A 24,751-nucleotide genomic window follows, 5' to 3' on the forward strand; every position below is an offset into this window, starting at 1 on the left:
TGGGTTGGGTGCCCGGGAGCTCAGTCCTCGCCGAGGTACGTCTTGCGGACGCCCTCGTCGTGGAGCAGGTCGCGCCCGGTGCCGGAGAGCTTGATGGTGCCGATCTCCATGACGTGGCCCTGGTCGGCGAGGGAGAGCGCGGCCTGCGCGTTCTGCTCGACGAGCAGGATGGTGGTGCCCTGGGCCTTGAGTTCCATGATGGTCGTCATGATCTTCTGCATCATGATCGGCGACAGTCCCATGGAGGGTTCGTCGAGCATCAGCAGCTTGGGCTGGGACATGAGCGCCCTGCCCATGGCGAGCATCTGCTGCTCGCCGCCGGAGAGGGTGCCGGCGGCCTGCTTGCGGCGTTCCCCGAGGATGGGGAAGAGGTCGTAGGCGCGCTGGATGTCCTTGGCGATTCCGGCGGCGTCCTTGCGGAGGAAGGCGCCGAGCTGGAGGTTCTGCTCGATGGTGAGCCGGGGGAAGATGTGCCGTCCCTCGGGCGAGTGGGCGAGCCCCAGTGCGACGATCTTGTGCGCGGGGACCCGGGTGAGCGGCTTGCCGTCGAAGACCACACGGCCGCCGACCGGCTTGAGCAGTCCGCTGAGGGTGCGCAGGGTGGTGGTCTTCCCGGCGCCGTTGGTGCCGATCAGGGTGACGATCTGCCCTGCCTCGACGGAGAACGAGATGCCCTTGACGGCTTCGATCTTGCCGTAGGCGACGCGGAGGTCTTCTACTTCGAGCAGTGCGGTCATCGGTCGTTCTCCTGCTCGGTGGTGTCCGCTTCCGCTTCGGAAGCCTCCGCCTCGGCGGCTGCTTCCGCCTCGACGGCCGCCTCCGCCGCGACGGCCGCGTCGCCCTCGTCGGCGGGTGCGCCTTCGAAGGGTTCGCCGAGGTAGGCGGCGATGACGCGTTCGTCCTGCTGGACGACGTCGGAGGTGCCTTCGACCAGCTTCTCGCCCTGGACGAGGACCGCGACGCGGTCGCAGAGGTTGAAGATGAACCGCATGTCGTGCTCGATGACCAGGACGGCGATGCCCTGGTCGCGGATGGCGAAGACGAGTTCCTCGGTGGCCCTGGTCTCCTGCGGGTTCATGCCGGCGGTGGGCTCGTCGAGGAGCAGCAGCCCGGGTTCGCTGGCCAGCGCGCGGGCGATCTCCAGCTTGCGCTGCTCGCCGTAGGGGAGGTTGCGCGAGAGGTGTTCGGCCTTGTGGTCGAGGCCGATGAACGCCAGCAGTTCCATGGCACGTTCGCGGGAGCGCGCCTCGGCCTTGTGGTAGCCGGGGCCGCGGACGAGGGCGGACATGAGGCCCTCGCGGGTGCGGGTGTGCCGTCCGACGAGGACGTTCTCCAGCACGGTCATGTTGGAGAACAGCCGGATGTTCTGGAAGGTGCGGGCGATGCCTGCCTTGGTGACGAGGTGGGGCTTGGGCGGCAGGACGGTGCCCTGGTAGGAGACGGTGCCCTCGGTGGGGACGTACAGCCCGGTGAGGCAGTTGAAGAAGGTGGTCTTGCCCGCGCCGTTGGGGCCGATGAGTCCGACGATCTCGCCGCTGTTGACGGTGAGGGACACATCGCGGACGGCGGTGAGGCCGCCGAACCGCATGATGACGCCGCTGGCCTGGAGGAGCGGGCCGGTGTCGGGAGCCGACGCCGGGGTGGGCTGCTGGGGGATGGTGGTGGTCATGGTGTCCCTCACGCCCCTGCCGTGCTGACGGGGACGGTGTCGTCGCCCATGGGGCGCTTGTCCGGCGCCAGTTCGTCGTCCTGGTGGAATTCGAGCTGGCGGCGCTTGTTGGCGATGATGCCCTCGGGCCGGAAGCGCATGATGAGGATGAGGGCCAGGCCGAACGCGAAGAGTTCGTAGCGCGCGAGGAAGTCGAGCTTCTCCGGGATGAGGTAGAGCAGTGCCGCGCCGAGGATCGGGCCGCTGACGGTGCCCATGCCGCCGAGGACGACGGCGGCGAGCAGGAAGGCGGAGTTCGGCGGCACGGGGCCGGAGAAGACGTACGGGTCGGGCACGACGCTGTTGGTCACGTGGGCGCTGACGGTTCCGGCGAGGCCGGCGAGCGAGGCGCCGAGTGCGAAGGCGACGAGCTTGACCCGGAAGCCGTTGATGCCCATGGCGGTGGCGGCGGTCTCGTCCTCGCGGATGGCGACCCAGGCGCGGCCGATCCGGGAGTCGGAGGCACGGGTGAAGACCAGCACCACGATGACGGTGATCACCAGCATGAGCAGGTAGTAGTTGGCGAACCTGCCCAGGGTGAAGGAGCCGACGGTGTGGGAGTCGCCGAGGTTGTAGCCGAAGATCGACAGATCGGGGATCTGGGCGATGCCGTCGGGGCCGTTGGTGACCTTGGGGCCGGAGACACCGTCGAGGTTCTTGACGACGATGCGGAAGATCTCTCCGAAGCCGAGGGTGACGATGGCCAGGTAGTCGCCGCGCAGGCGCAGGGTGGGCGCGCCGATGAGGACGCCGAAGACGAGCGCGGCGGCCATGCCGGTGAGTGCGGCCGCCCAGAAGGGGAACTGCACGCCGGACCAGATGGAGAACTGGGAGCCGGAGACCAGGGCGGCGGCGTACGCGCCGACGCCGAGGAAGGCGACGTAACCGAGGTCGAGCAGGCCGGTGAGGCCGACGACGATGTTGAGGCCGAGGGCGACGGTGCCGACGATGAGGATGCTGACGCCGAGGTTGGCCCAGTGCTCGTTGTTCTGCGCGAAGGGGTACGCGACGGCGGCGACGATGCCGACGCAGGACGCGAAGCTGCGGTTGTTGTGGGTGAGCTGCTGGAACTGGCGGGTGAGGCCCGCGGCGCCGAGTCCCAGGAAGCTGAAGGAGATGATGATCAGGAAGCCGAGGAAGATGTCGCTGTAGGTGGTGGCCAGGCCGAAGGTGAGGATGCGCAGGCCGATCGCGAAGACCACGACGATGGCGAGCCGCTGGAGCCACACGTTGAGCTTGCGGGCGTCGCCGACGGGCATGTCGCTGTGGTTGAGGCGGGCTTCGCGCAGCCACCGGTAGCAGGCGACGACGGGGGCGACGTTCTCGAACCGGCCGAGCTGGTAGTACTCGGCGTCGGCGGGCTCCTTCAGGTGCCGGTCGATGGGCAGGGACACGGCGCCGACGAAGAGCAGCAGGCTGCCGACGGCGGCGACGAAGCCGCCGGGGTCGAGGTTGGCCAGGCCGCCGAGCTTGGCCGCGATGTCGATGACCGTGTACCAGGTGGTGCCCAGGGTGCCCAGGGCGAGCAGCAGCACGGAGTTGTTGCTGCGGCTGGGGTTGAGCCAGGCCAGGCCCTTGACGCCGAAGGCGCCGAGGGCGATGACGGCGGTGAGGATGCCGCCGATGAGGGTGAGGACCTGGAGGCCGCCGGGGTATCCGTTGACAGTGAGGTCACCGGGGAACGCGGTGGTGTAGGTCCACGACATGAAGGTGGAGGCGATGGTGACGACCGCGCCGGCGAGGGTGGCGATACGGGCGCTGCCGCCGGGCAGGTTCACGAAGGGTGCGGTCCTGCGGTTGCCGCCGGCCGATTCGGCGACGACGGCTTCCGCGGTGGCGAGGGGGATGTCGGTCATCGAGATCACGCCCTGTCCGCGACGCGCTCGCCGAGCAGGCCCTGGGGCCGGACGAGCAGCACGACGATGAGGAGCACGAACGCCCATACGTTGGCCCAGCCGCCACCGCCGAGTTGCTGCATCCCGGGGATGTTGGAGATGTAGGCGGAGGCACAGGATTCGGCGACGCCGAGGACGAGTCCGCCGAGCATGGCGCCGTAGATGTTGCCGATGCCGCCGAGGACGGCCGCGGTGAACGCCTTGAGGCCGGCCTGGAAGCCGATGTCGTACTTGATCTGGCCGTACTTCAGACCGGAGGCGAGGCCGGCGACGGCGGCGAAGAGGCCGCCGATGGCGAACGCGATGATGATGATCCGGTTGGTGTCGACACCCATGAGCTGTGCGGTGTCGGGGTCCTGCGCGGTGGCCTGCATGGCGCGGCCGGTGCGGCTGGTGCGGACGAACGCGGCGAGCGCCACCATGCAGACGACGGCGGAGGTGACGAGGAATATGTCACCGCTCTGGATGTCGACCGAGCCGATGTGGAAGGGGCCGCCAGGGAGCTGGGGGAACTTCTTTCCGCTGGTGGCGTTGGGGTACCAGAGGAAGACCGCCTGCTGCAGAGCGAGGGAGAGGCCGATGGCGGTGATGAGCGGCGCGAGGCGTGGCGCGTTGCGCAGTGGCCGGTAGGCGAGCCGTTCGGCACCCACGGCGATGAGGACGGACACGATGATGCCGCCCGCCAGCATGAGCGGCAGCGCCGCCCAGATGGACATCCCGTCGGGGAGATTGGTGTAGACCGCGAGGGCGCCGAAGGCGCCGGTCATGTAGATCTCGCCGTGGGCGAAGTTGATGAGCTGGACGATGCCGTACACCATCGTGTAGCCGATGGCGATGAGCCCGTACATCGAGCCGAGGAACAGCCCGTTGGCCAGCTGTTGCGGCAGGGTGTGCACCGCATGGCCTCCATGTCGCTGGGGAGCAGGGGGGGTGGGAGGTTACGCCCGGGTAGGCGGGGGGCCGCGCGGTTGGTGGTGGCCAGCCGCGCGGCCCGGGGTACTGCGAGGTGCTGATCAGCCGCTGTAGGTGCCGCTCTTGACGGCCGCCCACGCGCCGCTCTTCACCTGGTAGACGGTGAGCTGCTTGTTGGTGGTGTCGCCGTACTGGTCGAAGGAGACGTGGCCGGCGATGCCGTCGAAGTCGCTCTTCTGGACACCGTCCACGACCTTGCCGCGCAGGTCGGTGCTGGCGGGGAGCTTGCCGCCGTTGGCGGAGACGACGGAGCCGACGGCCTTGATGATGGCGGTGGCGGCGTCGTACGAGTAACCGCCGTAGGTGCCGTAGTCGCCGGGGTAGCCCTTCGCCTTGTAGGCCGCGATGAAGTCCTTGGCCGCCGGGAGGGTGGTGACCGGGACGCCGACCGAGGTGGCCAGGTCGCCTTCGGCGGCCTTGCCCGCGGTCTTGATGTAGGTGTCGGAGAACATGCCGTCGCCGCCCATGAGCGGGATGTTGACGCCGGCCGCCTTGAGCTGCTTGGTGATCAGCTCCGACTCGTCGTACTGGCCGCCGTAGTACACCATGTCGGCGTGCGAGTTCTTGATCTTGGTGACGAGGGTGGAGTAGTCGGTGTCACCGGTGTTGACGTGGTCGGTGCCGGCGTTCTTGCCGCCGAGCGTGCCGAACTTGTCCTTGAAGATGCCCGCGAGGCCGGCACCGTAGGTCTGCTTGTCGTCGACGACGAAGGCGTTCTTCTTCTTCAGCGTGTTGTACGCGTAGTCGGCGGCGAAGCCACCCTGCAGGGCGTCGGTGGTGGCGGTACGGAAGTACGTCTTGAACGGACGGACCTTGTTGCCGGTGTTCCAGTCCTTGCCCTGGGTCAGGGTGGGGTTGGTGTTGGACGGCGAGATCTCGACCATGTTGGCGGAGTTGAAGACCTGCTGCATCGACTGGGCGACGCCGGAGTTCAGCGGGCCCACGACGCCGACGACATCGCTCTCCTGAACAAGAGCGGTGGCGTTCTGCTGGCCGGTGCCCGGCTGGGCCTTGTCGTCGAGCGCCTTGATCTTGAAGGTCACGCCCGGCACGAGGTGCTTCGCGTTGGCGTCGTCCACCGCGATCTGCACGCCGTACTGGATGCCGAGGCCGGTGGCCGAGTTCTGTCCGGTAAGCGGAGCGTCGACGCCGATGACGACCGTGGTGTTGGAGCCGGAGCTGTCTCCACCCTTCTTGCTGTCATCGTTGCTGCGCGAGCCGCAGGCAGTGAGGGAGAGCGCCCCGGTGGTGACCACGGCGGTAAGAATCAGCAAGGAACGGTGTCGCACGATCAGTCCTTTCCCCTGGCGCGGCTGTCTCTGATGAGAAGCCGAGTCGTGCGCTGGAACCCGAACTGACTAATCCGGTGGCGCGGTGACTGGCCGTGACTCTAGGCGTGTCGAGGTGAGTCAGGCAGAGGTGAGAGCAAGAGTGTGACCTGCTTGTTATCCCGGAAGGAAACTCTTGAGGTTCCACTGAGGTTACCCGTGGGGTTTGTGAGGATTTGTCCGATGTCCGCATGGTGAGAACGTGCACTTCCGCCCCGGGGTGGGGTACCTGCGGACCTTCTGCTAGGACGGCTCGGGTCAACCCGAATGGCGGATGGCACGGGTGCCGGGGACCGCTCCGGGGGCCGCTTTGAATGGGCAATCCCCGTGCGTTACATAGGGTTAATTTCTTTGGAATGACCGCGCCCCGCCCGGCGAATGCCGAACGGGGCGCGGTGCGGTTTCCCCGCCCGTACACCTCAGGATTTCGGCGAGTCGTCCTCACCGATGTGGTGCACCCTGACCATGTTGGTGGTGCCGGAGACACCGGGGGGCGAACCGGCCGTGATCACCACGACGTCGCCCTTCTTGCAGCGGCCGATGCGGAGCAGCTCCTCGTCCACCTGCTGGACCATCTCGTCGGTGGTCTGCACCATCGGGCCGAGGAAGGTCTCGACGCCCCAGGTGAGGTTGAGCTGGGAGCGGGTGGCCTGCTCGGGGGTGAAGGCGAGCACCGGGATCGGCGAGCGGTAGCGGGACAGCCGCCGGGCGGTGTCGCCGGACTGGGTGAAGGCGACCAGGAAGCGGGCGCCGAGGAAGTCGCCCATCTCGGCGGCGGCGCGAGCGACCGCGCCGCCCTGGGTACGGGGCTTGTTCCGCTCGGTGAGCGGCGGCAGGCCGGCGGCCAGCACGTCCTCCTCCGCGGCTTCGACGATCCTGGACATCGTCTTGACGGTCTCGATGGGGTACTTGCCGACGCTGGTCTCGCCGGAGAGCATCACCGCGTCGGTGCCGTCCATCACCGCGTTGGCCACGTCGCTGGCCTCGGCGCGGGTCGGGCGGGAGTTGTCGATCATCGAGTCCAGCATCTGGGTGGCGACGATGACCGGCTTGGCGTTGCGCTTGGCCAGCTTGATCGCGCGCTTCTGGACGATCGGCACCGCCTCCAGCGGCATCTCGACGCCGAGGTCCCCGCGGGCGACCATGATGCCGTCGAAGGCGTCGACGATGTCGGCGAGGTTGTCGACCGCCTGCGGCTTCTCGATCTTGGCGATGACCGGGACACGGCGGTCCTCCTCCGCCATCACCCGCAGCACGTCCTCGACGTCGCGGCCGGTACGGACGAAGGACAGGGCGATGACGTCGGCCCCGATCCGCAGGCCCCAGCGCAGGTCGCGCACGTCCTTCTCGGACAGCGCGGGCACGGAGACGGCGACGCCGGGGAGGTTGAGCCCCTTGTTGTCGGAGATCATGCCGCCCTCGATGCACATGGTGTGCACCCGGGGGCCCTCCACGTCGGTGACTTCGAGGGTGACCCGGCCGTCGTCCACGAGGATGCGCTCACCGCGGGCGACGTCGGCGGTCAGCCCCTTGTGGGTGGTGCCGCAGATCTGCTGGTCACCCTCGATCTCGTCGACGGTGATGGTGAACTCGTCCCCGCGTTCAAGGAGTACGGGCCCTTCGGCGAATCGGCCGAGCCTGATCTTCGGACCCTGAAGGTCGACGAGGATGCCCACGCTGCGGCCGAGTTCGTCGGAGGCCTTGCGGACCCGCCGGTAACGGTCCTCGTGCTCTGCGTACGATCCATGGCTCAGGTTGAGGCGCGCCACGTCCATTCCGGCCTCGACCAGTGCTTTGATCTGGTCGTAGGAGTCGGTGGCGGGGCCCAGGGTGCAGACAATTTTTGCTCGGCGCATGTACCGAGCGTATGACTTACTCGTTGGTAGAGAACTCGCTACCGGCAACTGCTCAACGACGGCTGGATTAACGCTTGTTGACAAGTGTCGAAGTGTGCGGGGGCCCGCTCTGATGAGCACTTCGGTAAGTCCCGGCGGCCCATGGCGTGACGTACGGCGACACAAGGCCGTTCATCCGCAGGACATCCACAGGTTACGTTCGGGGGGTGTCGCGGAGCGGTCCCTCTGGTCCAGAATCTACGCGCGTTGTTCCGACACCACAGTGGCTCGGGAACGCCAGGGATCAGGAGACGAGATGCCGCTCAACCGCAGGGACTTCATCAACCGCTCGGCCGCCACCGGCGCCGGCGTGGCGCTGGCAGGCACCGCCGGAGCGGTGGCGGCGGCCGGACCGGCGCAGGCCGCCGAGGCCGACCACGGCCATCGGCACCCGAAGACCTTCTCCTTGCGGGTGCTGGGCACCACCGACCTGCACGGCCACGCACTGAACTGGGACTACTTCACCAACGCCGAGTACGACGACGCCACCCACAACGACGTCGGCCTGGCCAAGGTCGCCACCCTCGTCGCGCAGGCCCGCGCCGAGAAGGGCCACGACCGCACCCTGCTGATCGACGCGGGCGACATCATCCAGGGCACCCAGCTGTCGTACTACTACGCCCGGGTCGAGCCGATCACCGGCGCCCGCTGCGGGCCGCGGCACCCGATGGCACTGGCCATGAACCACATGAAGTACGACGCGGCGGCGCTCGGCAACCACGAGTTCAACTACGGCATCCCGCTGCTGCGCGCCTTCCAGGACCAGTGCGACTTCCCGCTGCTCGCGGCCAACGCGGTGGACGCCAAGACCCTCAAGCCCGCCTTCCCGCCCTACCTGGTGAAGCGGATCTGCGTCGAGGACGGCCCGGACATCAAGGTCGGCATCCTCGGCCTGACCAACCCGGGCATCGCCATCTGGGACAAGGCCAACGTGCAGGGCAAGATGGCCTTCCCCGGTCTGGTGGAGCAGGCGAAGATCTACGTGCCCAAGCTGCGGGCGCTCGGCTGCGACGTGGTGGTCTGCACCGACCACTCCGGTCTCGACGGCAGCACCTCGTACGGCGACGCGCTCCCCTACCCCGAGAACGCCTCGTCGCTGGTGGCCCAGCAGGTGCCCGGCATCGACGCGATCCTGGTCGGCCACACCCACGTCGAGCGGCCGCAGACGCTGGTGACCAACACCGAGACCGGCAAGACGGTGGTGCTGTCCGAGCCGCTGATGTGGGGCATGCGGCTGAGCGTGTTCGACATCGACCTGGAGTTCGCCCACGGCCGCTGGCAGGTCACCTCGGTCACCGCCGAGGTCCGCAACGCCAACACCGTGGACGAGGACCCGGTGGTGGCCAAGCTGGTCAGGGACGAGCACGACAAGGTCGTCACCTATGTGAACCAGGTGATCGGCACCTGCGCGCAGGCGATGTCGGCGAAGGAGTCCACGTACAAGGACGCGCCGATCATCGACTTCATCAACCTGGTGCAGGCCGACACCGTCAAGGCGGCGCTCGCGGGCACCTCGTACGCCTCACTGCCGGTGCTCTCCGAGGCGTCCTGCTTCTCCCGGGCGGCGGCGATCCCGGCCGGCCAGGTGTCGCTGCGGGACGTGGCGGGCCTGTACATCTACGAGAACACCCTGGACGCCAAGATCCTCACCGGCGCCCAGATCAAGGACTACCTGGAGTGGTCCGCGCGGTACTACGTCCAGACCGCGCCCGACGCGCCGGTGGACGTCACCAAGCTGACCAACGCCAACAACACCCCCGACTACAGCTACGACATCCTCAGCGGCGTCAGCTACGAGATCGACATCGCGCAGCCGGCCGGCTCGCGGATCTCCAAGCTGACCTTCGGCGGCGCGCCGATCGACCCGGCCGCGCAGTTCGTGCTGGCGGTCAACAACTACCGCTCCAGCGGCGGCAGCAACTACCCTCATGTCGCCGCCGCCACGTCCGTGTGGTCCAGCTCCGACGAGATCAGGAACACCATCATCGCCTGGGTGAAGGCCCACGGGACGATCGACCCGGCGGCCTTCGGCGGCGACTCGTGGCTGCTCACCCGCGGCGGAGTGCCGCTGTTCGGGTAGGGACGTCGCTCGCGGCGGCGCCGTCGAGCCCGAAGGTGGTGAAGGCCGTCCTGGCCGGCAGCGGGTAGTGCTCGGCGCCGGTCAGGACCGCGGTCAGGTCGTTGAGGATGACGGCCGACCGCCAGGCGGCGAGACCCAGGTCCGGGGCGCCGACGCCGTGCGAGTGGCGTTCGGCGTTCTGGACGTAGACCCGGCCGGTCACCGACCGGTCGAGGACGACGCGGTGCTGCGGGCCGACACGGGGGCGGCCCGCGGCATCGCGCCGGATGTACGGGTCCAGCGGCTCCAGGAGCTGGTCGAGCGGCCGCTCCCGGTAGCCGGTGGCCAGCACCACGGCGTCGGTCATCAGCCGGGTGCGGGTGCCCTGTTCGCCGTGTTCAAGGTGCAACTCGATGCCGTGGGTGCCGATCCGGCCCGCGGTGCGGACGGTGACCCCGGGGGTGAGGGCGGCGTCCGGCCAGCCGCCGTCGAGGGTGCGCCGGTACAGCTCGTCGTGGATGGCCGTCAGGGTGTCGTGGTCGATGCCCTTGTGGAGCTGCCACTGCTGCGGCACCAGCCGGTCGCGTACCGGCTCGGCGAGGCCGTGGAAGTAGCGCGTGTAGTCCGGGGTGAAGTGCTCCAGACCCAGCTTGCTGTACTCCATGGGCGCGAAGGCGGGGGTACGCGCCAGCCAGGTCAGCCGCTCGCGGCCCACCGGACGGGCCCGCAGCAGGTCGAGGAAGACCTCGGCGCCGGACTGTCCCGAGCCGACCACGGTGATGTGGTCGGCGCCCAGCAGCCGGTCGCGCTGCTGCATGTAGTGCGCGGAGTGCACGACGGGGACGGTCGGCGTCTCGGCCAGCAGCCGCAGCGGCTCCGGCACATGGGGCGCGGTGCCGACGCCCAGCACCAGGTTGCGGGCGCAGGTACGGGCCAGCGCCTCGGCCTCGCCGTGCGCGTCGAGCTGGGTGTGGTCGACCTCGAAGTGGCCGCGCTCGGGGTCCCAGCGCACCGCGTCGACCTGCTGGCCGAAGTGGGTGGTGGGCAGCGATTCGGCCACCCACCGGCAGTAGGCGTCGTATTCGGCGCGGTGCACGTGGAAGCGCTCGGCGAAGTAGAAGGGGAACAGCCGCTCGCGGGTCTTCAGCCAGTTCAGGAAGGTCCAGCGGCTGGCGGGGTCGGCCAGCGTCACCAGGTCGGCGAGGAAGGGGACCTGGAGGGTGGCGCCGTCGATGAGCAGTCCCGGATGCCACTCGAACGAGGGACGCTGCTCGTAGAAGGCGGCGGTCAGCCCGGGGACGCCGTCGGCGAGGGCGGCCAGCGACAGGTTGAACGGGCCGACGCCGACACCGAGCAGGTCGACGGGGGCGGTGGGGCCGGTGGCCGGGGGCTGCTCGGGCAGCGGGGTGGTGCGGGCGTTCATCGGGTGGTGCTGCCTTCCGTCGTGAGCTGCACGAGTGCGTCGAGGTCTGCCGGGCGGGCGTGCGGGTTGAGCAGGGTGGCCTTGAGCCAGAGCCGGCCACCGGCGCGGGCCCGGCCCAGGACCGCGCGGCCGTCGCGCAGCAGCGCCCGGCGCACCTCGGCGACCTGCTCGTCGGTGGCGCCGGTGGGGCGGAACAGCACGGTGCTGAGAGTGGGCGGCGCGTACAGGGTGAGGTCCGGGTGCCGCTCGATCCGGGCGGCGAGGGCGCGGGCGTGGTCGCAGACGGCGTCGACGAGCGCGCCGAGGCCGTCGCGGCCCAGTGCCCGCAGGGTGACGGCAATCTTGAGGATGTCGGGGCGGCGGGTGGTGCGCAGCGAGCGGCCGAGCAGGTCGGGCAGGCCGGCCTCGGTGTCGTCGGTGGGGTTGAGGTAGTCGGCCTGGTGGTCCAGGGGGCGCAGCAGGGCGCTGTCGGGGACCGCGAGCAGGCCGGCGGCGACCGGCTGCCAGCCGAGCTTGTGCAGGTCCAGGGTGACGGAGACGGCGGAGCCGAGTCCGGCCAGGGTGGGAGCGGCGCGGTCGCTGAACAGCAGCGGGCCACCGTAGGCGGCGTCCACGTGGAGCGCGGCGCCGTGCCGGGCGGCGCTCGCGGCGAGGTCGGGCAGCGGGTCGACGGCGCCGGTGTCGGTGGTGCCGGCGGTGGCCACCAGCAGGGTGTGGGGGCCGAGTTCGCGCAAGGTCACGTCCACGGCGGCCGGGTCGAGCACTCCGGCGGGGGTGTCGACGACGACCGGGCGGGGCAGGCCGAGCAGCCACGCCGCGCGGTGCAGGCTGTGGTGGGCGTTGGCGCCGACGACCACCCGCAGGGCGCTCCCGGCGCGCTCGCGGGCCAGCAGCAGGGCCAGGTGGTTGGACTCGGTGCCGCCGGTGGTGACCAGGGCGTCGGGGCTGGGCAGGCCGGGGTAGACGACGGCGGCCAGCGCGGCGGTGACCAGTGCCTCGAGCGCGGTGGCGGCCGGTGCCTGGTCCCAGGAGTCCAGTGACGGGTTGAGCGCGGCGGCCGCCAGGTCGGCGGCGGCGGCCACCGCCAGCGGTGGGCAGTGCAGATGGGCGGCGCAGAGCGGGTCCGCGGGGTCGGCGGCGCCCTCGGCGAGGGCCCGTACCAGGGTGTGCAGGGCCTCGCGTTCGCCGGTTCCGGTCGCGGGCAGCACCTCGCCGACGGCGCTCGCCACGCGGGCGGCGGTGCGCTCCGGGCCGCCCGGCGGCAGGGGTCCGCCGCGGTCCGCGGCGCCCTCGGTGAGTGCGTTCAGGACGACGTCGAGCAGGGGCCGCAGCGCCCGCGCGCCGTCCGCGCCGCCGGCAAGTCCGGGCATCGCCATGACGGTTCCTCACCCCACCCGCTCGTCCGACGGTCGGTCCCCTCCCCCAGCACAACGACGATCGTGCCGAAGAGGCACCGCCCGGATGGATTAGTCGTATGCTTTGAGCGCTCGCTCAAATGCTCTGCCCATGCTCGTCGACGACAGGGGAAGGCGGTCGGCGCGGTGCCGAAGCCAGGGGTTCCGAGTAAGACGGGGGAGGCGGCCACGGCCGCTTCGGAGACCACCAGGAAGGCGCTGGTGGACGCGGCGATCGACGTCCTGCGGACGGACGGCTACCACGGGGCGAGCGCCCGGCGGATAGCGACCCGCGCCGGATGCAACCAGGGGCTGGTCTTCTACCACTTCGGCTCGGTCGCCAATCTGCTGCTCGCCGCGCTGGACGCGGTCAGCGCAGACCGGATGGAGCGGTACTCCGCGGCCGTCTCGCACGCCGCCTCGCTGGTGGAACTGACCGATGTGGCGGCGGCCGTCTTCGAGGAGGACCTCGACAGCGGCTACGCGAAGGTGCTGGTGGAGCTGATCGCGGGCGGGTCGGGCGATCCGGCGTTCGGCGCGGGGGTCGCGGCGCGGATGGAGACCTGGACGGCCTTCGCGCAGTCCGCCGTCACCGGCGCGGTGGACCCGATGATGCTCGCCGCGACCGCGCCCGCCTCGGAGGTCGCGTACGCGATCGTCGCGCTGTACCTGGGCCTGGAGATGCTCAGCCACCTCGACGGCGACCGCGACAAGGCGCTCGCCCTGTTCGGACGGGCGCGCACCATGGCCGCACTGGCCGGCGCGCTCGGCATCATCCCCACCACGAGAGGCGATGAGTGACGTATGAGCGGTAGGAAAGCCCCGGACGACACCGGCGTCGACACGGTCACCGGCGCCTTCAGCTACTCCGGCGCCGCCATCGCCCGCGAACTGCTGGCGGCGGGCCGCGGTGTCCGCACCCTCACCGGGCACCCCGGGCGGGCCCCGGCCGGGTCGCCGGTGGACGCCAGGCCGCTGGACTTCACCGACCACGACGGGCTGGTCGAGGCGCTGACGGGGACGACCACGCTCTACAACACCTACTGGGTACGGTTCGCGCACGGCGCCACCGACCACGCCACGGCCGTGGCCAACTCCCAGCGGCTGTTCGCCGCCGCGGCCGACGCAAAGGTGCGGCGCGTGGTGCATGTCAGCATCACCCACCCCAGCGAGGACTCGCCGTTCCCGTACTTCCGCGGAAAGGCCGTGGTGGAGCGGGAGTTGGCGGCCACCGGCATCCCGCACGCGGTGCTGCGGCCCGCGGTGCTGTTCGGCGGCGACGACGTGCTGGTCAACAACATCGCGTGGCTGCTGCGGCGGCTGCCGCTGTTCGCCGTCGGCGGCCGGGGCGACTACCGGGTGCGGGCGATCCATGTCGACGACCTCGCCCGGCTGTGCGTCGCCCGCGGACGCGACACGGCGACCACCACCGAGGACGCGGTCGGCCCGGAGAGACCGACCTTCACCGAACTCGTCACGTCCGTACGGCGGGCGGTCGGCAGCCGGGCGCGGATCGTCCGGGTGCCGGGCCCCGCGGTGCCCGCCATCGCCCAACTGCTCGGCTTCGTGCTGCGCGACGTGCTGCTGACCGCCGACGAGTACGGCGCCATGGCCAGCGGCCTGGCCGACTCCGACGGCCCGGCGACCGGCTCGACCCGGATCTCGGAGTGGCTCACGGAGCACGGCGACACCCTGGGTCGCACCTACGCCAACGAGTTGCGCCGCCACTTCTGAGACGGGCGTCGCTGTGTGCGGGGGCGGGGCGGCGCCCCACCCCCGCGGGGCCGGTCAGCCGCCGTGGACGGTGCGGACCCGCAGGGTGCGGGCCAGGTCGTCGAGGCGGTCGGTGAAGGCGCGGTGCAGCGCCGTGGTGAGGGCCGGGTCGGTGAGGGCCTTGCGGCCGTGCTGGAGCGAGATGTCGCTGACGACCGGCAGCGGGAAGGCGTACCGGCCGATGGCGTCGGCGATGGCCGGGCCGCGGCGGTCGGCCAGCGCGATGGCGGCCGGGTAGAACAGCGGCACGAACTCGTCCAGCAGGCCGAGCTGTTCGGGCTGCCAGAAGCCCTGGGCGGTGGCCGCGAACAGGTAGTTGGACAGGGTGTCGTCCTGGAACATCGACTCCCAGGCGGCGGTCTTCGCCGCCTGGTCCGGCAGTGCGGCGCGGCAGCGGGCGGCGCCCTGGAGGCCGGTGGCGCTGGGGTCGCGGGCCACCTCGGCGTCGATGTCCGCGGCGGTGGCGGCGCCCAGGACGGTCAGCCGCAGCAGGATCTTCCAGCGCAGCTCGGGGTCGACCGGCGCCGCGCCGGGGATCTCGCCGTCCGCGTACCACTGGCGCAGTACGGCCGCGTCGCCCGCGCTGATCGCGGAGTCGATCAGGCCGCGGGTGGCCACCAGGCGGGTGGCGTCGGAGCCGTCGGCGAGCAGCGCGCGGCTGGTGGCGGCCAGTTTGCCCAGCGCGTCGGGCCGCAGCGCCGGGTCGAGGAACCGGTCGGTGACCACGGTGCGGGCGAAGCCGAGGACCGCCTCGACCACGGCCGGGTCGCGCTCGGCGGGCAGATGGCGCTGGACCAGCGCGAGGTAGTCGCGCGGCGGGATCCGCGCGTCGCGCACCAGGTCGCGCGCCGCGTTCCAGACCACCGCCCGGCTGAGCGGGTCGGGCAGACCGCTGAGGGACTCGCCCAGCGACTCCCAGGAGTGCTCGTCGAAGCGGACCTTGGCGAAGGTCAGGTCGCCGTCGTTGAGCAGGATGACGTCCGGGCGCGGCCCCGGCAGGTCGACGCGCTCGACCACGGCGGTGGCGGCGATGTCGAGGGTGAGCCGGTCGCGCAGCACCAGCTGGCCGGGGTCGGCGACGGCCCGGTCGTACAGTCCGACCGCGATCCGGTGCGGGCGCTCGCCGCTGTGGCTGACCTCCAGCCGCCAGCCGGAGGGCGCGGGGGACGCGGCGGGGGTGAGGGTGTCGACGCCGGTCGTGCGCAGCCAGGCGGCGGCCCAGGCGTGCACGTCGCGTTCGGTGGCCCCGGCCAGCGAGTCGATGAAGTCGGCGAGGGTGGCGTTGCCGAAGCGGTGCCGGGCGAAGTGCTCGTTGATCCCGGCGAGGAAGTCCTTGCGGCCCAGCCAGGTGACCAGTTGGCGCAGCGCCGCGGCGCCCTTGGAGTACGAGATGCCGTCGAAGTTGTTGAGCGCGGAGGCGGTGTCGGGCACCGCCTCCGGGTCAGGGGCCACCGCGTGCGTGGACGGGCGCTGGTCGGCGTCCGAGCCGAACGCCTTGCGGGCGGCGGCGAAGTCGGTCCAGGTGGACGTGAAGCCGGTGGCCTCGGCCAGCACCTGGAAGCCCATGTACTCGGCGAAGGACTCGTTCAGCCAGATGTCGTCCCACCAGCGCAGGGTGACGAGGTCGCCGAACCACATGTGCGCCATCTCGTGGGCGATGACGACGGCCCGGAACTGCGCCTCGGTGGGCGTGACGGCCGACCGGTACACGTACTCGTCGCGGAAGGTGATCAGGCCCGGGTTCTCCATCGCCCCGGCGTTGAACTCGGGCACGAACGCCTGGTCGTAGGAGTCGAACGGGTACGGTTCGTCGAACAGCTCGTGGTAGCGGTCGAAGCAGCGCCGGGTGATGTCGAACAGCTCCGCGGCGTCCCGGTCGAGGTGGTCGGCCAGCGAGCGGCGGCAGTGCAGGCCGAACGGCAGCCCGGCGTGCTCGCTGCGTACCGAGTGAAAGGGTCCGGCGGCGACCGCCAGCAGATACGAGGCGATCGGCGGGGTGGCCGCCATCGTCCAGCGGCCGGGCGCGGTACGGGTGGCGATCGCGTTGCCGAGGACGGTCCACTCCTCGGGCGCGGTCACCGCCACCTCGAACACGGCCTTGAGGTCGGGCTGGTCGAAGGCGGCGATCAACCGCTGGACGTCTTCGAGGAAGAGCTGCGCGTAGACGTAGGTCTCGCCGTCGGCGGGGTCGGTGAAGCGGTGCATGCCCTCGCCGGTACGGGAGTAGCGCATGTCGGCGACCACCCGCAGCTCGTGCTCGCCCGCGGTCAGCGCGGTCAGCGGCAGCCGGTTGTCGTCGAGGAGCGCCGGGTCGAGCGGCGCGCCGTCGAGAGTGGCCTCGTGCAGGACGGCGGGCTTGACCTCGGCGAAGGAGTCGCAGTCGCGGGCGGCGGTGAAGCGGATCGTCACCGTCGAGCCGAAGACCTCGTCGCCCCGGGTCAGGTCGAGGTCGATCGCGTAGTGGTGGACGGTCAGATCACGGGCGCGGGTCTCGGCCTCGGCGCGGCTCAGAGCAGGCATGCCGCACATGCTGCCGCACGGGCGCGCCGCGGGGTACCGAAATCCCGCAGAGATGGATCATCGCCCGGCGCCGGGCCCGCCCGTGGCGAACACGCCGGGTGCGGACGTGCCGACTGCGGACGTGCCGGGGCGTCGGCGCGTACGCTCGATGGTCACGGGGAGGTGTTCATGGCCGAGCACGTCGGATCCGGCGCGACGGACGCCACGGGCGGGGCCATCGTGCACGGCTTCCCGCACCTCGGCACGGTGCAGGCGGCGCTGACCGCGCTGTACCGGCGGATCTCCGCGGACGGGGTGGCGCGGTTCGCCGCGAGCGTGCATCCGGAGCTGGTGGAGTTCCCGGCCGACGAGGACCTGTACCTGGGCGCCCAGCGGGTGGCCCGGGTCATGGTGCAGCACTTCCGGCTGCCGGACGCCCGGATGGTCGTCGGCTTCCGCGACATGGTGCACGCGGGGAACGTGGAACTGGCCGCGGGCCCCGAGTACTTCATCGAGCTGCACTCGCGGTTCAGGACCGACCGGCGCGATGTGGGCGCGGCGCTGGCCCATGAGGTCATGCACGTCCATCTGCACCGCCTGGGCCTGGAGTTCCCCGGCACCCGCGACAACGAGATCCTCACCGACACCGCGACGACGTTTCTCGGGGCGGGGTGGCTGCTGCTCGACGCGTACCGCGAGGAGGCCGCGATCCGCGGGGAGCGGCTGATGATGTCCGCGTACAAGCTGGGGTATCTCACCCCGGAGGAGTTCGGCTACGTCCTCGCCAAGCGGGAGCGGGTGTTCGGCGACGACATCGAGCCGTGGTTCCGCAGCGCGCAGGCCCGCGAGGCGTACCGGGCCGGGGCGGCCCGGGCTTCCCAGGACCTTCGCCGTGCCCCGCTCGCCGCCGCCGGGTGGGCCGCGCGGCGGCGCTACGCCAAGGATCGCCGGGCCCTCGCCTCGGGCCCCGACTACGCCTTCGACGGCCCCCCGTCCGCCCCCCGCGTCTCCTTCCCCTGCCCCACCTGCTTTCAGCGGCTCCGCCTCCCCTGCCGAGGGCGCCTCCGCGCCCGGTGCACCCTGTGCAAGTCGGAACTCGACGTCGAGACCTAGCGCCCCGTAGGGGCGCGGGGAACTGCGCGACCAGCCGTCGACGACCTGCACGTCACCACCGGCCCCAATGGGGCAGACGCGTTGTCTTCGGACCACCGGTCGGTGGGGGCTGAGCGCGCAGTTCCCCGCGCCCCTGAAAAGCAGGCCCTCCGCAAGCGCAGCGCGCTTCCCCGCGCCCCTGACGGGGCACCCAGGAATGCCGAGACGCCCGCCTCCTTGGTCGGGGAGTGGCGGGCGCCGCGGGCGTTCCGCACGGCGGTGTGCGGGACGGGGGAGCCGTCAGACGGTCAGCGGACGGTCTGTCGGGCGGATGGGGGCGGGCAGGGCGGAGGGCACGCCGGTGAGGTACGCGTCGACGGCCTTGGCCGCGGAGCGGCCTTCGGCGATGGCCCAGACGATCAGCGACTGGCCGCGCCCCGCGTCACCGGCGACGAAGACGCCGTCGACGTTGGTGGCGTAGGACCCGTCACGGGCGATGTTCCCGCGCGCGTCCAGCTGAAGGCCCAACTGCTCGACGAGCCCGTTCTTCTGGTCGGTGCCGGTGAAGCCCATGGCGAGGGTGACCAGCTCGGCCGGGATGACCCGCTCGGTGCCCTCCTGGGGCACGAACTTCCCGTCCTGGAAGGCGACCTCGACCAGGTGCAGTTCCTTGACGTTGCCCTCGGCGTCGCCGGTGAACTTCACGGTGCTGACGGCGTAGACCCGCTCGCCGCCCTCCTCGTGCGCCGAGGTCACCTTGTACACGGCGGGCATCGTCGGCCACGGCTGGCCCGCGGGCCGGTCGTCGGACGGCCGCGGCATGATCTCCAGCTGGGTGACGGACGCGGCGCCCTGCCGGTGCGCGGTGCCGACGCAGTCCGCGCCGGTGTCGCCGCCGCCGATGACGACGACGTGCTTGCCCTCCGCGGTGATCGGCGGGGCGACGAAGTCGCCCTCCTGCACCTTGTTGGCCAGCGGCAGGTAGTCCATGGCGAAGTGGATGCCGTTCAGCTCCCGGCCCTCGGCGGGCAGGTCGCGCGAGACGGTGGCACCGGCGGCGATGACCACCGCGTCGTACCGCCTGGCGAGCTTGGCCCCGTCGAGGTCGGTGCCGATCTGCACACCGGTACGGAACTTGGTGCCCTCCGCGCGCATCTGCTCGATACGCCGGTTGATGTGCCGCTTCTCCATCTTGAACTCGGGGATGCCGTACCGCAGCAGGCCGCCGATCCGGTCGGCGCGCTCGTAGACCGCGACGGTGTGCCCGGCCCGGGTGAGCTGCTGGGCGGCGGCCAGGCCCGCGGGGCCCGAGCCGATCACGGCGACCGTCTTGCCGGACAGCCGGTCCGGCGGCTGCGGGGTCACGTCACCGGCGTCCCACGCCTTGTCGATGATGGTGACCTCGACGTTCTTGATGGTGACCGCGGGCTGGTTGATGCCCAGCACGCACGCCGACTCGCAGGGAGCCGGGCACAGCCGCCCGGTGAACTCCGGGAAGTTGTTGGTGGCGTGCAGCCGCTCGCTGGCGGCGTTCCAGTCGCCGCGGTAGGCGTAGTCGTTCCACTCGGGGATCAGGTTCCCCAGCGGGCAGCCGTTGTGGCAGAACGGGATGCCGCAGTCCATGCAGCGTCCGGCCTGCTTGCTGATGATCGGCAGCAGGCCGCCGGGGACGTAGACCTCGTTCCAGTCCTGCTTGCGCTCCTCGACCGGGCGGGTCGGCGCGGTCTCCCGCGGGGTGGTGAGGAAGCCCTTGGGGTCAGCCATTTGCCGCCTCCATCATCTTCGCGGTGGTCTCGGACTCGGAGAGTCCGGCCTGCTCGGCGGCGTTCTTGGCGGCGAGCACTGCCTTGTAGTCCCTCGGCATGACCTTGCCGAAGCGGGTGAGGGCGCCGCCCCAGTCGGCGAGCAACCGCTCGGCGACGGTGGAGCCGGTCTCCTCGAAGTGGCGGCGCACCACGTCGTGCAGCCACGTGATGTCGTCGGCGTCGAGCGCCTCGACCTCGACCATGCCGGTGTTGACGTTCTCCGGGGCCAGGTCCAGGACGTAGGCGATACCGCCGGACATGCCGGCCGCGAAGTTGCGCCCGGTGGCGCCGAGGACGACGGCCCGGCCGCCGGTCATGTACTCGCAGCCGTGGTCGCCCACGCCCTCGGAGACGACGGTGGCGCCCGAGTTGCGGACGCAGAACCGCTCACCGGACCTGCCGCGCAGGAACAGCTCGCCGCCGGTGGCACCGTAGGCGATGGTGTTGCCCGCGATGGTCGAGTACTCGGCGAGGTGGTCGGCGCCGCGGTCGGGGCGGACCACGATCCGGCCGCCGGACAGGCCCTTGCCGACGTAGTCGTTGGCGTCGCCCTCCAGCCGCAGCGTGATGCCGCGGGGCAGGAAGGCGCCGAAGGACTGGCCCGCGGAGCCGGTGAGGGTGACGTCGATGGTGTCGGCGGGCAGGCCCGCGCCACCGTACTTCTTGGTCACCTCGTGGCCGAGCATCGTGCCGACCGTGCGGTTCACGTTGCGGATCGGGAGCTGGACGCGGACGGGTTCGCCGCTGTCCAGCGCCTCGGCGGCGAGCCTGACCAGCTCGTTGTCGAGGGCCTTCTCCAGACCGTGGTCCTGGCTCGTGGTGTGGTGCAGCGCCGCGCCCTCGGGCAGTTCCGGCACGTACAGCAGCGGGGCGAGGTCCAGGCCCTGCGCCTTCCAGTGGTCGACCGCGCGGTCGGCGTCGATCAGCTCGGCGTGGCCGACGGCCTCCTCGATGGAGCGGAAGCCCAGCTCGGCGAGGAGCTCGCGGACCTCCTCCGCGATGAACTCGAAGAAGTTCACCACGAACTCGGGCTTGCCGGAGAAGCGGTCGCGCAGCACCGGGTTCTGGGTGGCGACGCCGACCGGGCAGGTGTCCAGGTGGCAGACCCGCATCATCACGCAGCCGGAGACCACCAGCGGCGCGGTGGCGAAGCCGAACTCCTCGGCGCCCAGCAGCGCGGCGATGATCACGTCGCGGCCGGTCTTGAGCTGCCCGTCGGTCTGCACGACGATACGGTCGCGCAGTCCGTTGAGCAGCAGCGTCTGCTGGGTCTCGGCCAGGCCCAGCTCCCAGGGGCCGCCCGCGTGCTTGAGCGAGGTGAGCGGCGAGGCACCGGTGCCGCCGTCGTGCCCGGAGATCAGGACGACGTCGGCGTGCGCCTTGGAGACACCGGCGGCGACGGTGCCGACGCCGACCTCGGAGACCAGCTTGACGTGAATGCGCGCCTTGGGGTTGGCGTTCTTCAGGTCGTGGATGAGCTGGGCGAGGTCCTCGATGGAGTAGATGTCGTGGTGCGGCGGCGGCGAGATCAGGCCGACGCCGGGCGTGGAGTGCCGGGTGCCGGCGACCCACGGGTAGACCTTGTGGCCGGGCAGCTGGCCGCCCTCGCCGGGCTTGGCGCCCTGGGCCATCTTGATCTGGATGTCGTCGGCGTTGACCAGGTACTCGGAGGTGACGCCGAAGCGGCCGGAGGCGACCTGCTTGATGGCGCTGCGCCGGGCCGGGTCGTAGAGCCGCTCCGGGTCCTCGCCGCCCTCGCCGGTGTTGGACTTGCCGCCGAGCTGGTTCATGGCGATGGCCAGCGTCTCGTGCGCCTCGCGCGAGATGGAGCCGTACGACATGGCGCCGGTGGAGAAGCGCTTGACGATCTCGGAGACGGGCTCGACCTCGTCGAGCGGGACCGAGGGGCGGTCGTCGGCGCGCAGGCCGAACAGGCCGCGGAGCGTCATCAGCCGCTCGGACTGCTCGTTCACCCGCTCGGTGTACTGCTTGAAGATGTCGTAGCGCCGGGTGCGGGTGGCGTGCTGGAGCCGGAAGACGGTGTCCGGGTCGAACAGGTGCGGCTCGCCCTCGCGGCGCCACTGGTACTCGCCGCCGATCTCCAGCCTGCGGTGCGCGGCGGCGATCCCGGAGACCGGGTACGCCTTGGCGTGCCGGGCGGCGACCTCCTGGGCGACGACGTCGATCCCGGCGCCGCCGATCTTGGTGTCGGTGCCGTGGAAGTAGGTGTCCACGAAGTCGTCCTCGAGGCCGATCGCCTCGAAGACCTGGGCGCCGCGGTACGAGGCCACGGTGGAGATGCCCATCTTGGACATGACCTTCAGCACGCCCTTGCCGAGCGCCTTGATGAGGTTCCTGATGGCGTCCTCGGGCTCGATGCCCTGCAGGAAGGTGTCGGCGCGGACCAGGTCCTCGACCGACTCCATGGCCAGGTACGGGTTGACGGCCGCGGCGCCGTAGCCGACGAGCAGCGCCACGTGGTGCACCTCGCGCACGTCGCCGGCCTCGACCAGCAGGCCGACCTGGGTGCGCTGCTTGGTGCGGATCAGGTGGTGGTGCACCGCGGAGGTGAGCAGCAGCGACGGGATCGGCGCGTGCTCGGCGTCGGAGTGCCGGTCGGAGAGCACGATCAGCCGGGCGCCGTCCTCTATGGCGGCGTCGGCCTCGGCGCAGATCTCGGCGAGCCGGGCGGCGAGCGCCTGGCCGCCGCCGGTGACCCGGTAGAGGCCGGACAGGGTCGCGCCCTTGAGGCCGGGCAGGTCGCCGTCGGCGTTGACGTGGATGAGCTTGGCCAGCTCGTCGTTGTCGATCACCGGGAACGGCAGGGTGATGTTGCGACAGGACGCCGGGCTGGGCTCCAGCAGGTTGCCGGACGGGCCGATGGTGGAGATCAGCGAGGTGACGAGCTCCTCGCGGATGGCGTCCAGCGGCGGGTTGGTGACCTGCGCGAAGAGCTGGGTGAAGTAGTCGAAGAGCAGCCGGGGGCGTTCGGAGAGCGCCGCGATCGGCGAGTCGGTGCCCATCGAGCCCAGCGGTTCGCCGCCGCTCCTGGCCATCGGCGCGACGATGACCCGCAGCTCCTCCTCGGTGTACCCGAAGGTCTGCTGGCGGCGGGTGACCGAGGCGTGGGTGTGCACGATGTGCTCGCGCTCGGGCAGGTCGGCCAGGTCGATGAGACCGGCTTCGAGCCACTCGGCGTACGGGTTCTCGGCGGCGATGCCCGCCTTGATCTCGTCGTCCTCGACGATCCGGTGCTCGACGGTGTCGACCAGGAACATCCGGCCGGGCTGCAGGCGGCCCTTGCGCAGCACCTTCTCCGGGGCGATGTCGAGCACGCCGGACTCGGAGGCGAGGACGACCAGGCCGTCGTCGGTGACCCAGTAGCGGCCGGGGCGCAGGCCGTTGCGGTCGAGCACGGCGCCGACCACGGAGCCGTCGGTGAAGGTGACGCAGGCCGGGCCGTCCCAGGGCTCCATCAGCGTGGAGTGGTACTGGTAGAACGCGCGGCGGGCGGGGTCCATCGAGCCGTGGTTCTCCCACGCCTCGGGGATCATCATCAGCACGCTGTGCGGCAGCGAGCGGCCGCCGAGGTGCAGCAGTTCCAGCACCTCGTCGAAGGACGCGGTGTCGGAGGCGCCGGGCGTGCAGATCGGGAAGATCCGCTCCAGGTCGCCGTGGAACAGCTCGCTGGCGAGCTGCGACTCGCGGGCCCGCATCCAGTTCCTGTTGCCCTTGACGGTGTTGATCTCACCGTTGTGGGCGACGAAGCGGTACGGGTGGGCGAGCGGCCAGCTCGGGAAGGTGTTGGTCGAGAAGCGGGAGTGGACCAGCGCGATGGCGGTGGCGAACCGCCGGTCGGACAGGTCGGGGAAGAAGGGTTCGAGCTGCCCGGTGGTCAGCATGCCCTTGTAGACGATGGTCCGCGCGGACAGCGACGGGAAGTAGACGTCGGCCTCGCGCTCGGCGCGCTTGCGCAGCACGAAGGCGGGGCGGTCCAGGTCCAGGCCGGAGCGCGCGGTGTCCGCGGCGGCGTCGGCGACGAAGAGCTGGGAGAAGTACGGCATGGTCGAGCGGGAGGTGGCGCCCAGCAGCTCGGGGGCGACGGGGACCTCGCGCCAGCCGAGGACGGTCAGGCCCTCCTCGGCGGCGATCCGCTCGATCGCGTCGACGGCCTTGTCGCGGTCCTCGTGCTCCACGGGCAGGAAGGCGACGCCGACCGCGTACCGGCCGGCCTCGGGCAGGGCGAAGTCGACTGCCTCGCGCAGGAAGGCGTCCGGGACCTGGAGCAGGATGCCCGCGCCGTCACCCGAGTCGGGCTCGGCGCCGGTGGCACCGCGGTGTTCCAGATTGCGCAGGACGGTCAGGGCCTGCTCCACGAGCGCGTGGCTCGCCTCGCCGGTGAGGGTGGCCACGAAGCCGACGCCGCATGCGTCGTGTTCGTTGCGGGGGTCGTACATCCCCTGCGGGGCGGGGCGCCCGTCCATGAACGCGGAACGCGAACGCATGGCTCTCCCGTCGTCGTCATTGGCTTGTATGCATCGCCTGTCATAGGCATGCGCAACAGGGACGACGTTGGCCCTCTGCGATTTCGTGCAGGTTACATGATGGCTGAGTGTTCGAGAAGCGGATACTCAGTTCCAGCATGTGGACGTGCATCCGGTGGGAACAGGGATGTGAGCGATCAGTTCAGGCCAGTGTCCGGTACGGGGTTTCCGGCCGGGGTGCAGCGCGCCGTCCGGGGGTGTGCCGGGCGGGGGCCGTGCTGAGTTCTGGCGGAACTCAGCCAGTGGGTCACCCTGTGATGCCCGGTCCCGCGGGAACTGAAACGGCGGGAAGCCGGGCAAACGTGCGACGGGTGGCCTCCTGGGGGAGGCCACCCGTGATGTCGGTCTCGTATACGGCGGCCCG

The 24,751-nt window shown here is 70.9% G+C and carries 15 protein-coding genes; 4 read left to right on the plus strand and 11 right to left on the minus strand.

Translation table 11 applies throughout. The annotated features are described in order from the left end of the window. Positions 1–20 precede the first annotated feature (20 nt). The 6 genes from AB0M29_RS20835 to pyk all read right to left on the minus strand — a co-directional run bounded on the left by AB0M29_RS20835 (position 21) and on the right by pyk (position 7,759). A complete protein-coding gene (locus AB0M29_RS20835; protein WP_365384538.1) occupies positions 21–737 on the minus strand; it encodes an ABC transporter ATP-binding protein in 717 nt (238 codons plus the stop codon). Further along, positions 734–1,669 (minus strand): ABC transporter ATP-binding protein, encoded by a 936-nt coding sequence (locus AB0M29_RS20840; protein ID WP_365384539.1) that lies wholly within the window; start codon positions 1,667–1,669, stop codon positions 734–736. The genes AB0M29_RS20835 and AB0M29_RS20840 overlap by 4 nt, the downstream gene beginning before the upstream one ends. 8 nt (positions 1,670–1,677) lie before the next feature. Continuing rightward, complete coding sequence (locus AB0M29_RS20845) at positions 1,678–3,564, minus strand: branched-chain amino acid ABC transporter permease (protein ID WP_365384540.1); 1,887 nt, start codon at positions 3,562–3,564, stop codon at positions 1,678–1,680. Between the two features lie 5 nt (positions 3,565–3,569). Next, positions 3,570–4,499 (minus strand): branched-chain amino acid ABC transporter permease, encoded by a 930-nt coding sequence (locus AB0M29_RS20850; protein WP_365384541.1) that lies wholly within the window; start codon positions 4,497–4,499, stop codon positions 3,570–3,572. Positions 4,500–4,616: 117 nt separating this feature from the next. After that, entirely contained in the window at positions 4,617–5,864 is a 1,248-nt protein-coding gene (locus AB0M29_RS20855) for a branched-chain amino acid ABC transporter substrate-binding protein (protein ID WP_365384543.1), read from the minus strand. A 458-nt stretch (positions 5,865–6,322) separates the two neighbouring features. Then, on the minus strand, positions 6,323–7,759 hold the full coding sequence (pyk, locus tag AB0M29_RS20860; protein WP_365384545.1) for a pyruvate kinase: 1,437 nt from the start codon (positions 7,757–7,759) through the stop codon (positions 6,323–6,325). A gap of 295 nt (positions 7,760–8,054) precedes the next feature. Here pyk and AB0M29_RS20865 point away from each other — a divergent pair, with 295 nt between their 5' ends. Further along, positions 8,055–9,878: a 5'-nucleotidase C-terminal domain-containing protein gene (locus tag AB0M29_RS20865; RefSeq protein ID WP_365384547.1), complete on the plus strand. Its 1,824-nt coding sequence runs from the start codon at positions 8,055–8,057 to the stop codon at positions 9,876–9,878. Here the strand turns inward: AB0M29_RS20865 and AB0M29_RS20870 are convergent. Both AB0M29_RS20870 and AB0M29_RS20875 read right to left on the minus strand, forming a co-directional pair. Beyond that, on the minus strand, positions 9,847–11,280 hold the full coding sequence (locus tag AB0M29_RS20870; protein WP_365384549.1) for a SidA/IucD/PvdA family monooxygenase: 1,434 nt from the start codon (positions 11,278–11,280) through the stop codon (positions 9,847–9,849). The two genes, AB0M29_RS20865 and AB0M29_RS20870, sit on opposite strands and share 32 nt — an antisense overlap. Then, positions 11,277–12,656 (minus strand): aminotransferase class V-fold PLP-dependent enzyme, encoded by a 1,380-nt coding sequence (locus AB0M29_RS20875; protein ID WP_365384551.1) that lies wholly within the window; start codon positions 12,654–12,656, stop codon positions 11,277–11,279. The genes AB0M29_RS20870 and AB0M29_RS20875 overlap by 4 nt, the downstream gene beginning before the upstream one ends. 240 nt (positions 12,657–12,896) lie before the next feature. Here AB0M29_RS20875 and AB0M29_RS20880 point away from each other — a divergent pair, with 240 nt between their 5' ends. Together AB0M29_RS20880 and AB0M29_RS20885 are read left to right on the plus strand one after the other, a co-directional pair. Beyond that, a complete protein-coding gene (locus AB0M29_RS20880; protein WP_365384553.1) occupies positions 12,897–13,475 on the plus strand; it encodes a TetR family transcriptional regulator in 579 nt (192 codons plus the stop codon). A 3-nt stretch (positions 13,476–13,478) separates the two neighbouring features. Then, on the plus strand, positions 13,479–14,408 hold the full coding sequence (locus AB0M29_RS20885; RefSeq protein WP_365384554.1) for an NAD(P)H-binding protein: 930 nt from the start codon (positions 13,479–13,481) through the stop codon (positions 14,406–14,408). 54 nt (positions 14,409–14,462) lie between these two features. On the opposite strand, the gene pepN is transcribed toward AB0M29_RS20885, so the two are convergent. Beyond that, entirely contained in the window at positions 14,463–16,967 is a 2,505-nt protein-coding gene (gene pepN, locus AB0M29_RS20890; protein WP_365384555.1) for an aminopeptidase N, read from the minus strand. Positions 16,968–17,135: 168 nt separating this feature from the next. Between pepN and AB0M29_RS20895 the strand changes: the two genes are divergently transcribed. After that, a complete protein-coding gene (locus AB0M29_RS20895) occupies positions 17,136–18,059 on the plus strand; it encodes a hypothetical protein (protein ID WP_365384557.1) in 924 nt (307 codons plus the stop codon). 279 nt (positions 18,060–18,338) lie between these two features. Here the strand turns inward: AB0M29_RS20895 and AB0M29_RS20900 are convergent, their stop codons facing one another. Together AB0M29_RS20900 and gltB are read right to left on the minus strand one after the other, a co-directional pair. Then, complete coding sequence (locus tag AB0M29_RS20900; protein ID WP_365384559.1) at positions 18,339–19,802, minus strand: glutamate synthase subunit beta; 1,464 nt, start codon at positions 19,800–19,802, stop codon at positions 18,339–18,341. After that, a complete protein-coding gene (gltB, locus tag AB0M29_RS20905; protein ID WP_365384560.1) occupies positions 19,795–24,348 on the minus strand; it encodes a glutamate synthase large subunit in 4,554 nt (1,517 codons plus the stop codon). The genes AB0M29_RS20900 and gltB overlap by 8 nt, the downstream gene beginning before the upstream one ends. Positions 24,349–24,751: the final 403 nt, after the last annotated feature.

Origin of the sequence: Streptomyces sp. NPDC051976, assembly GCF_040680795.1 — a bacterium.
Taxonomy (GTDB): Bacteria; Actinomycetota; Actinomycetes; order Streptomycetales; family Streptomycetaceae; genus Actinacidiphila.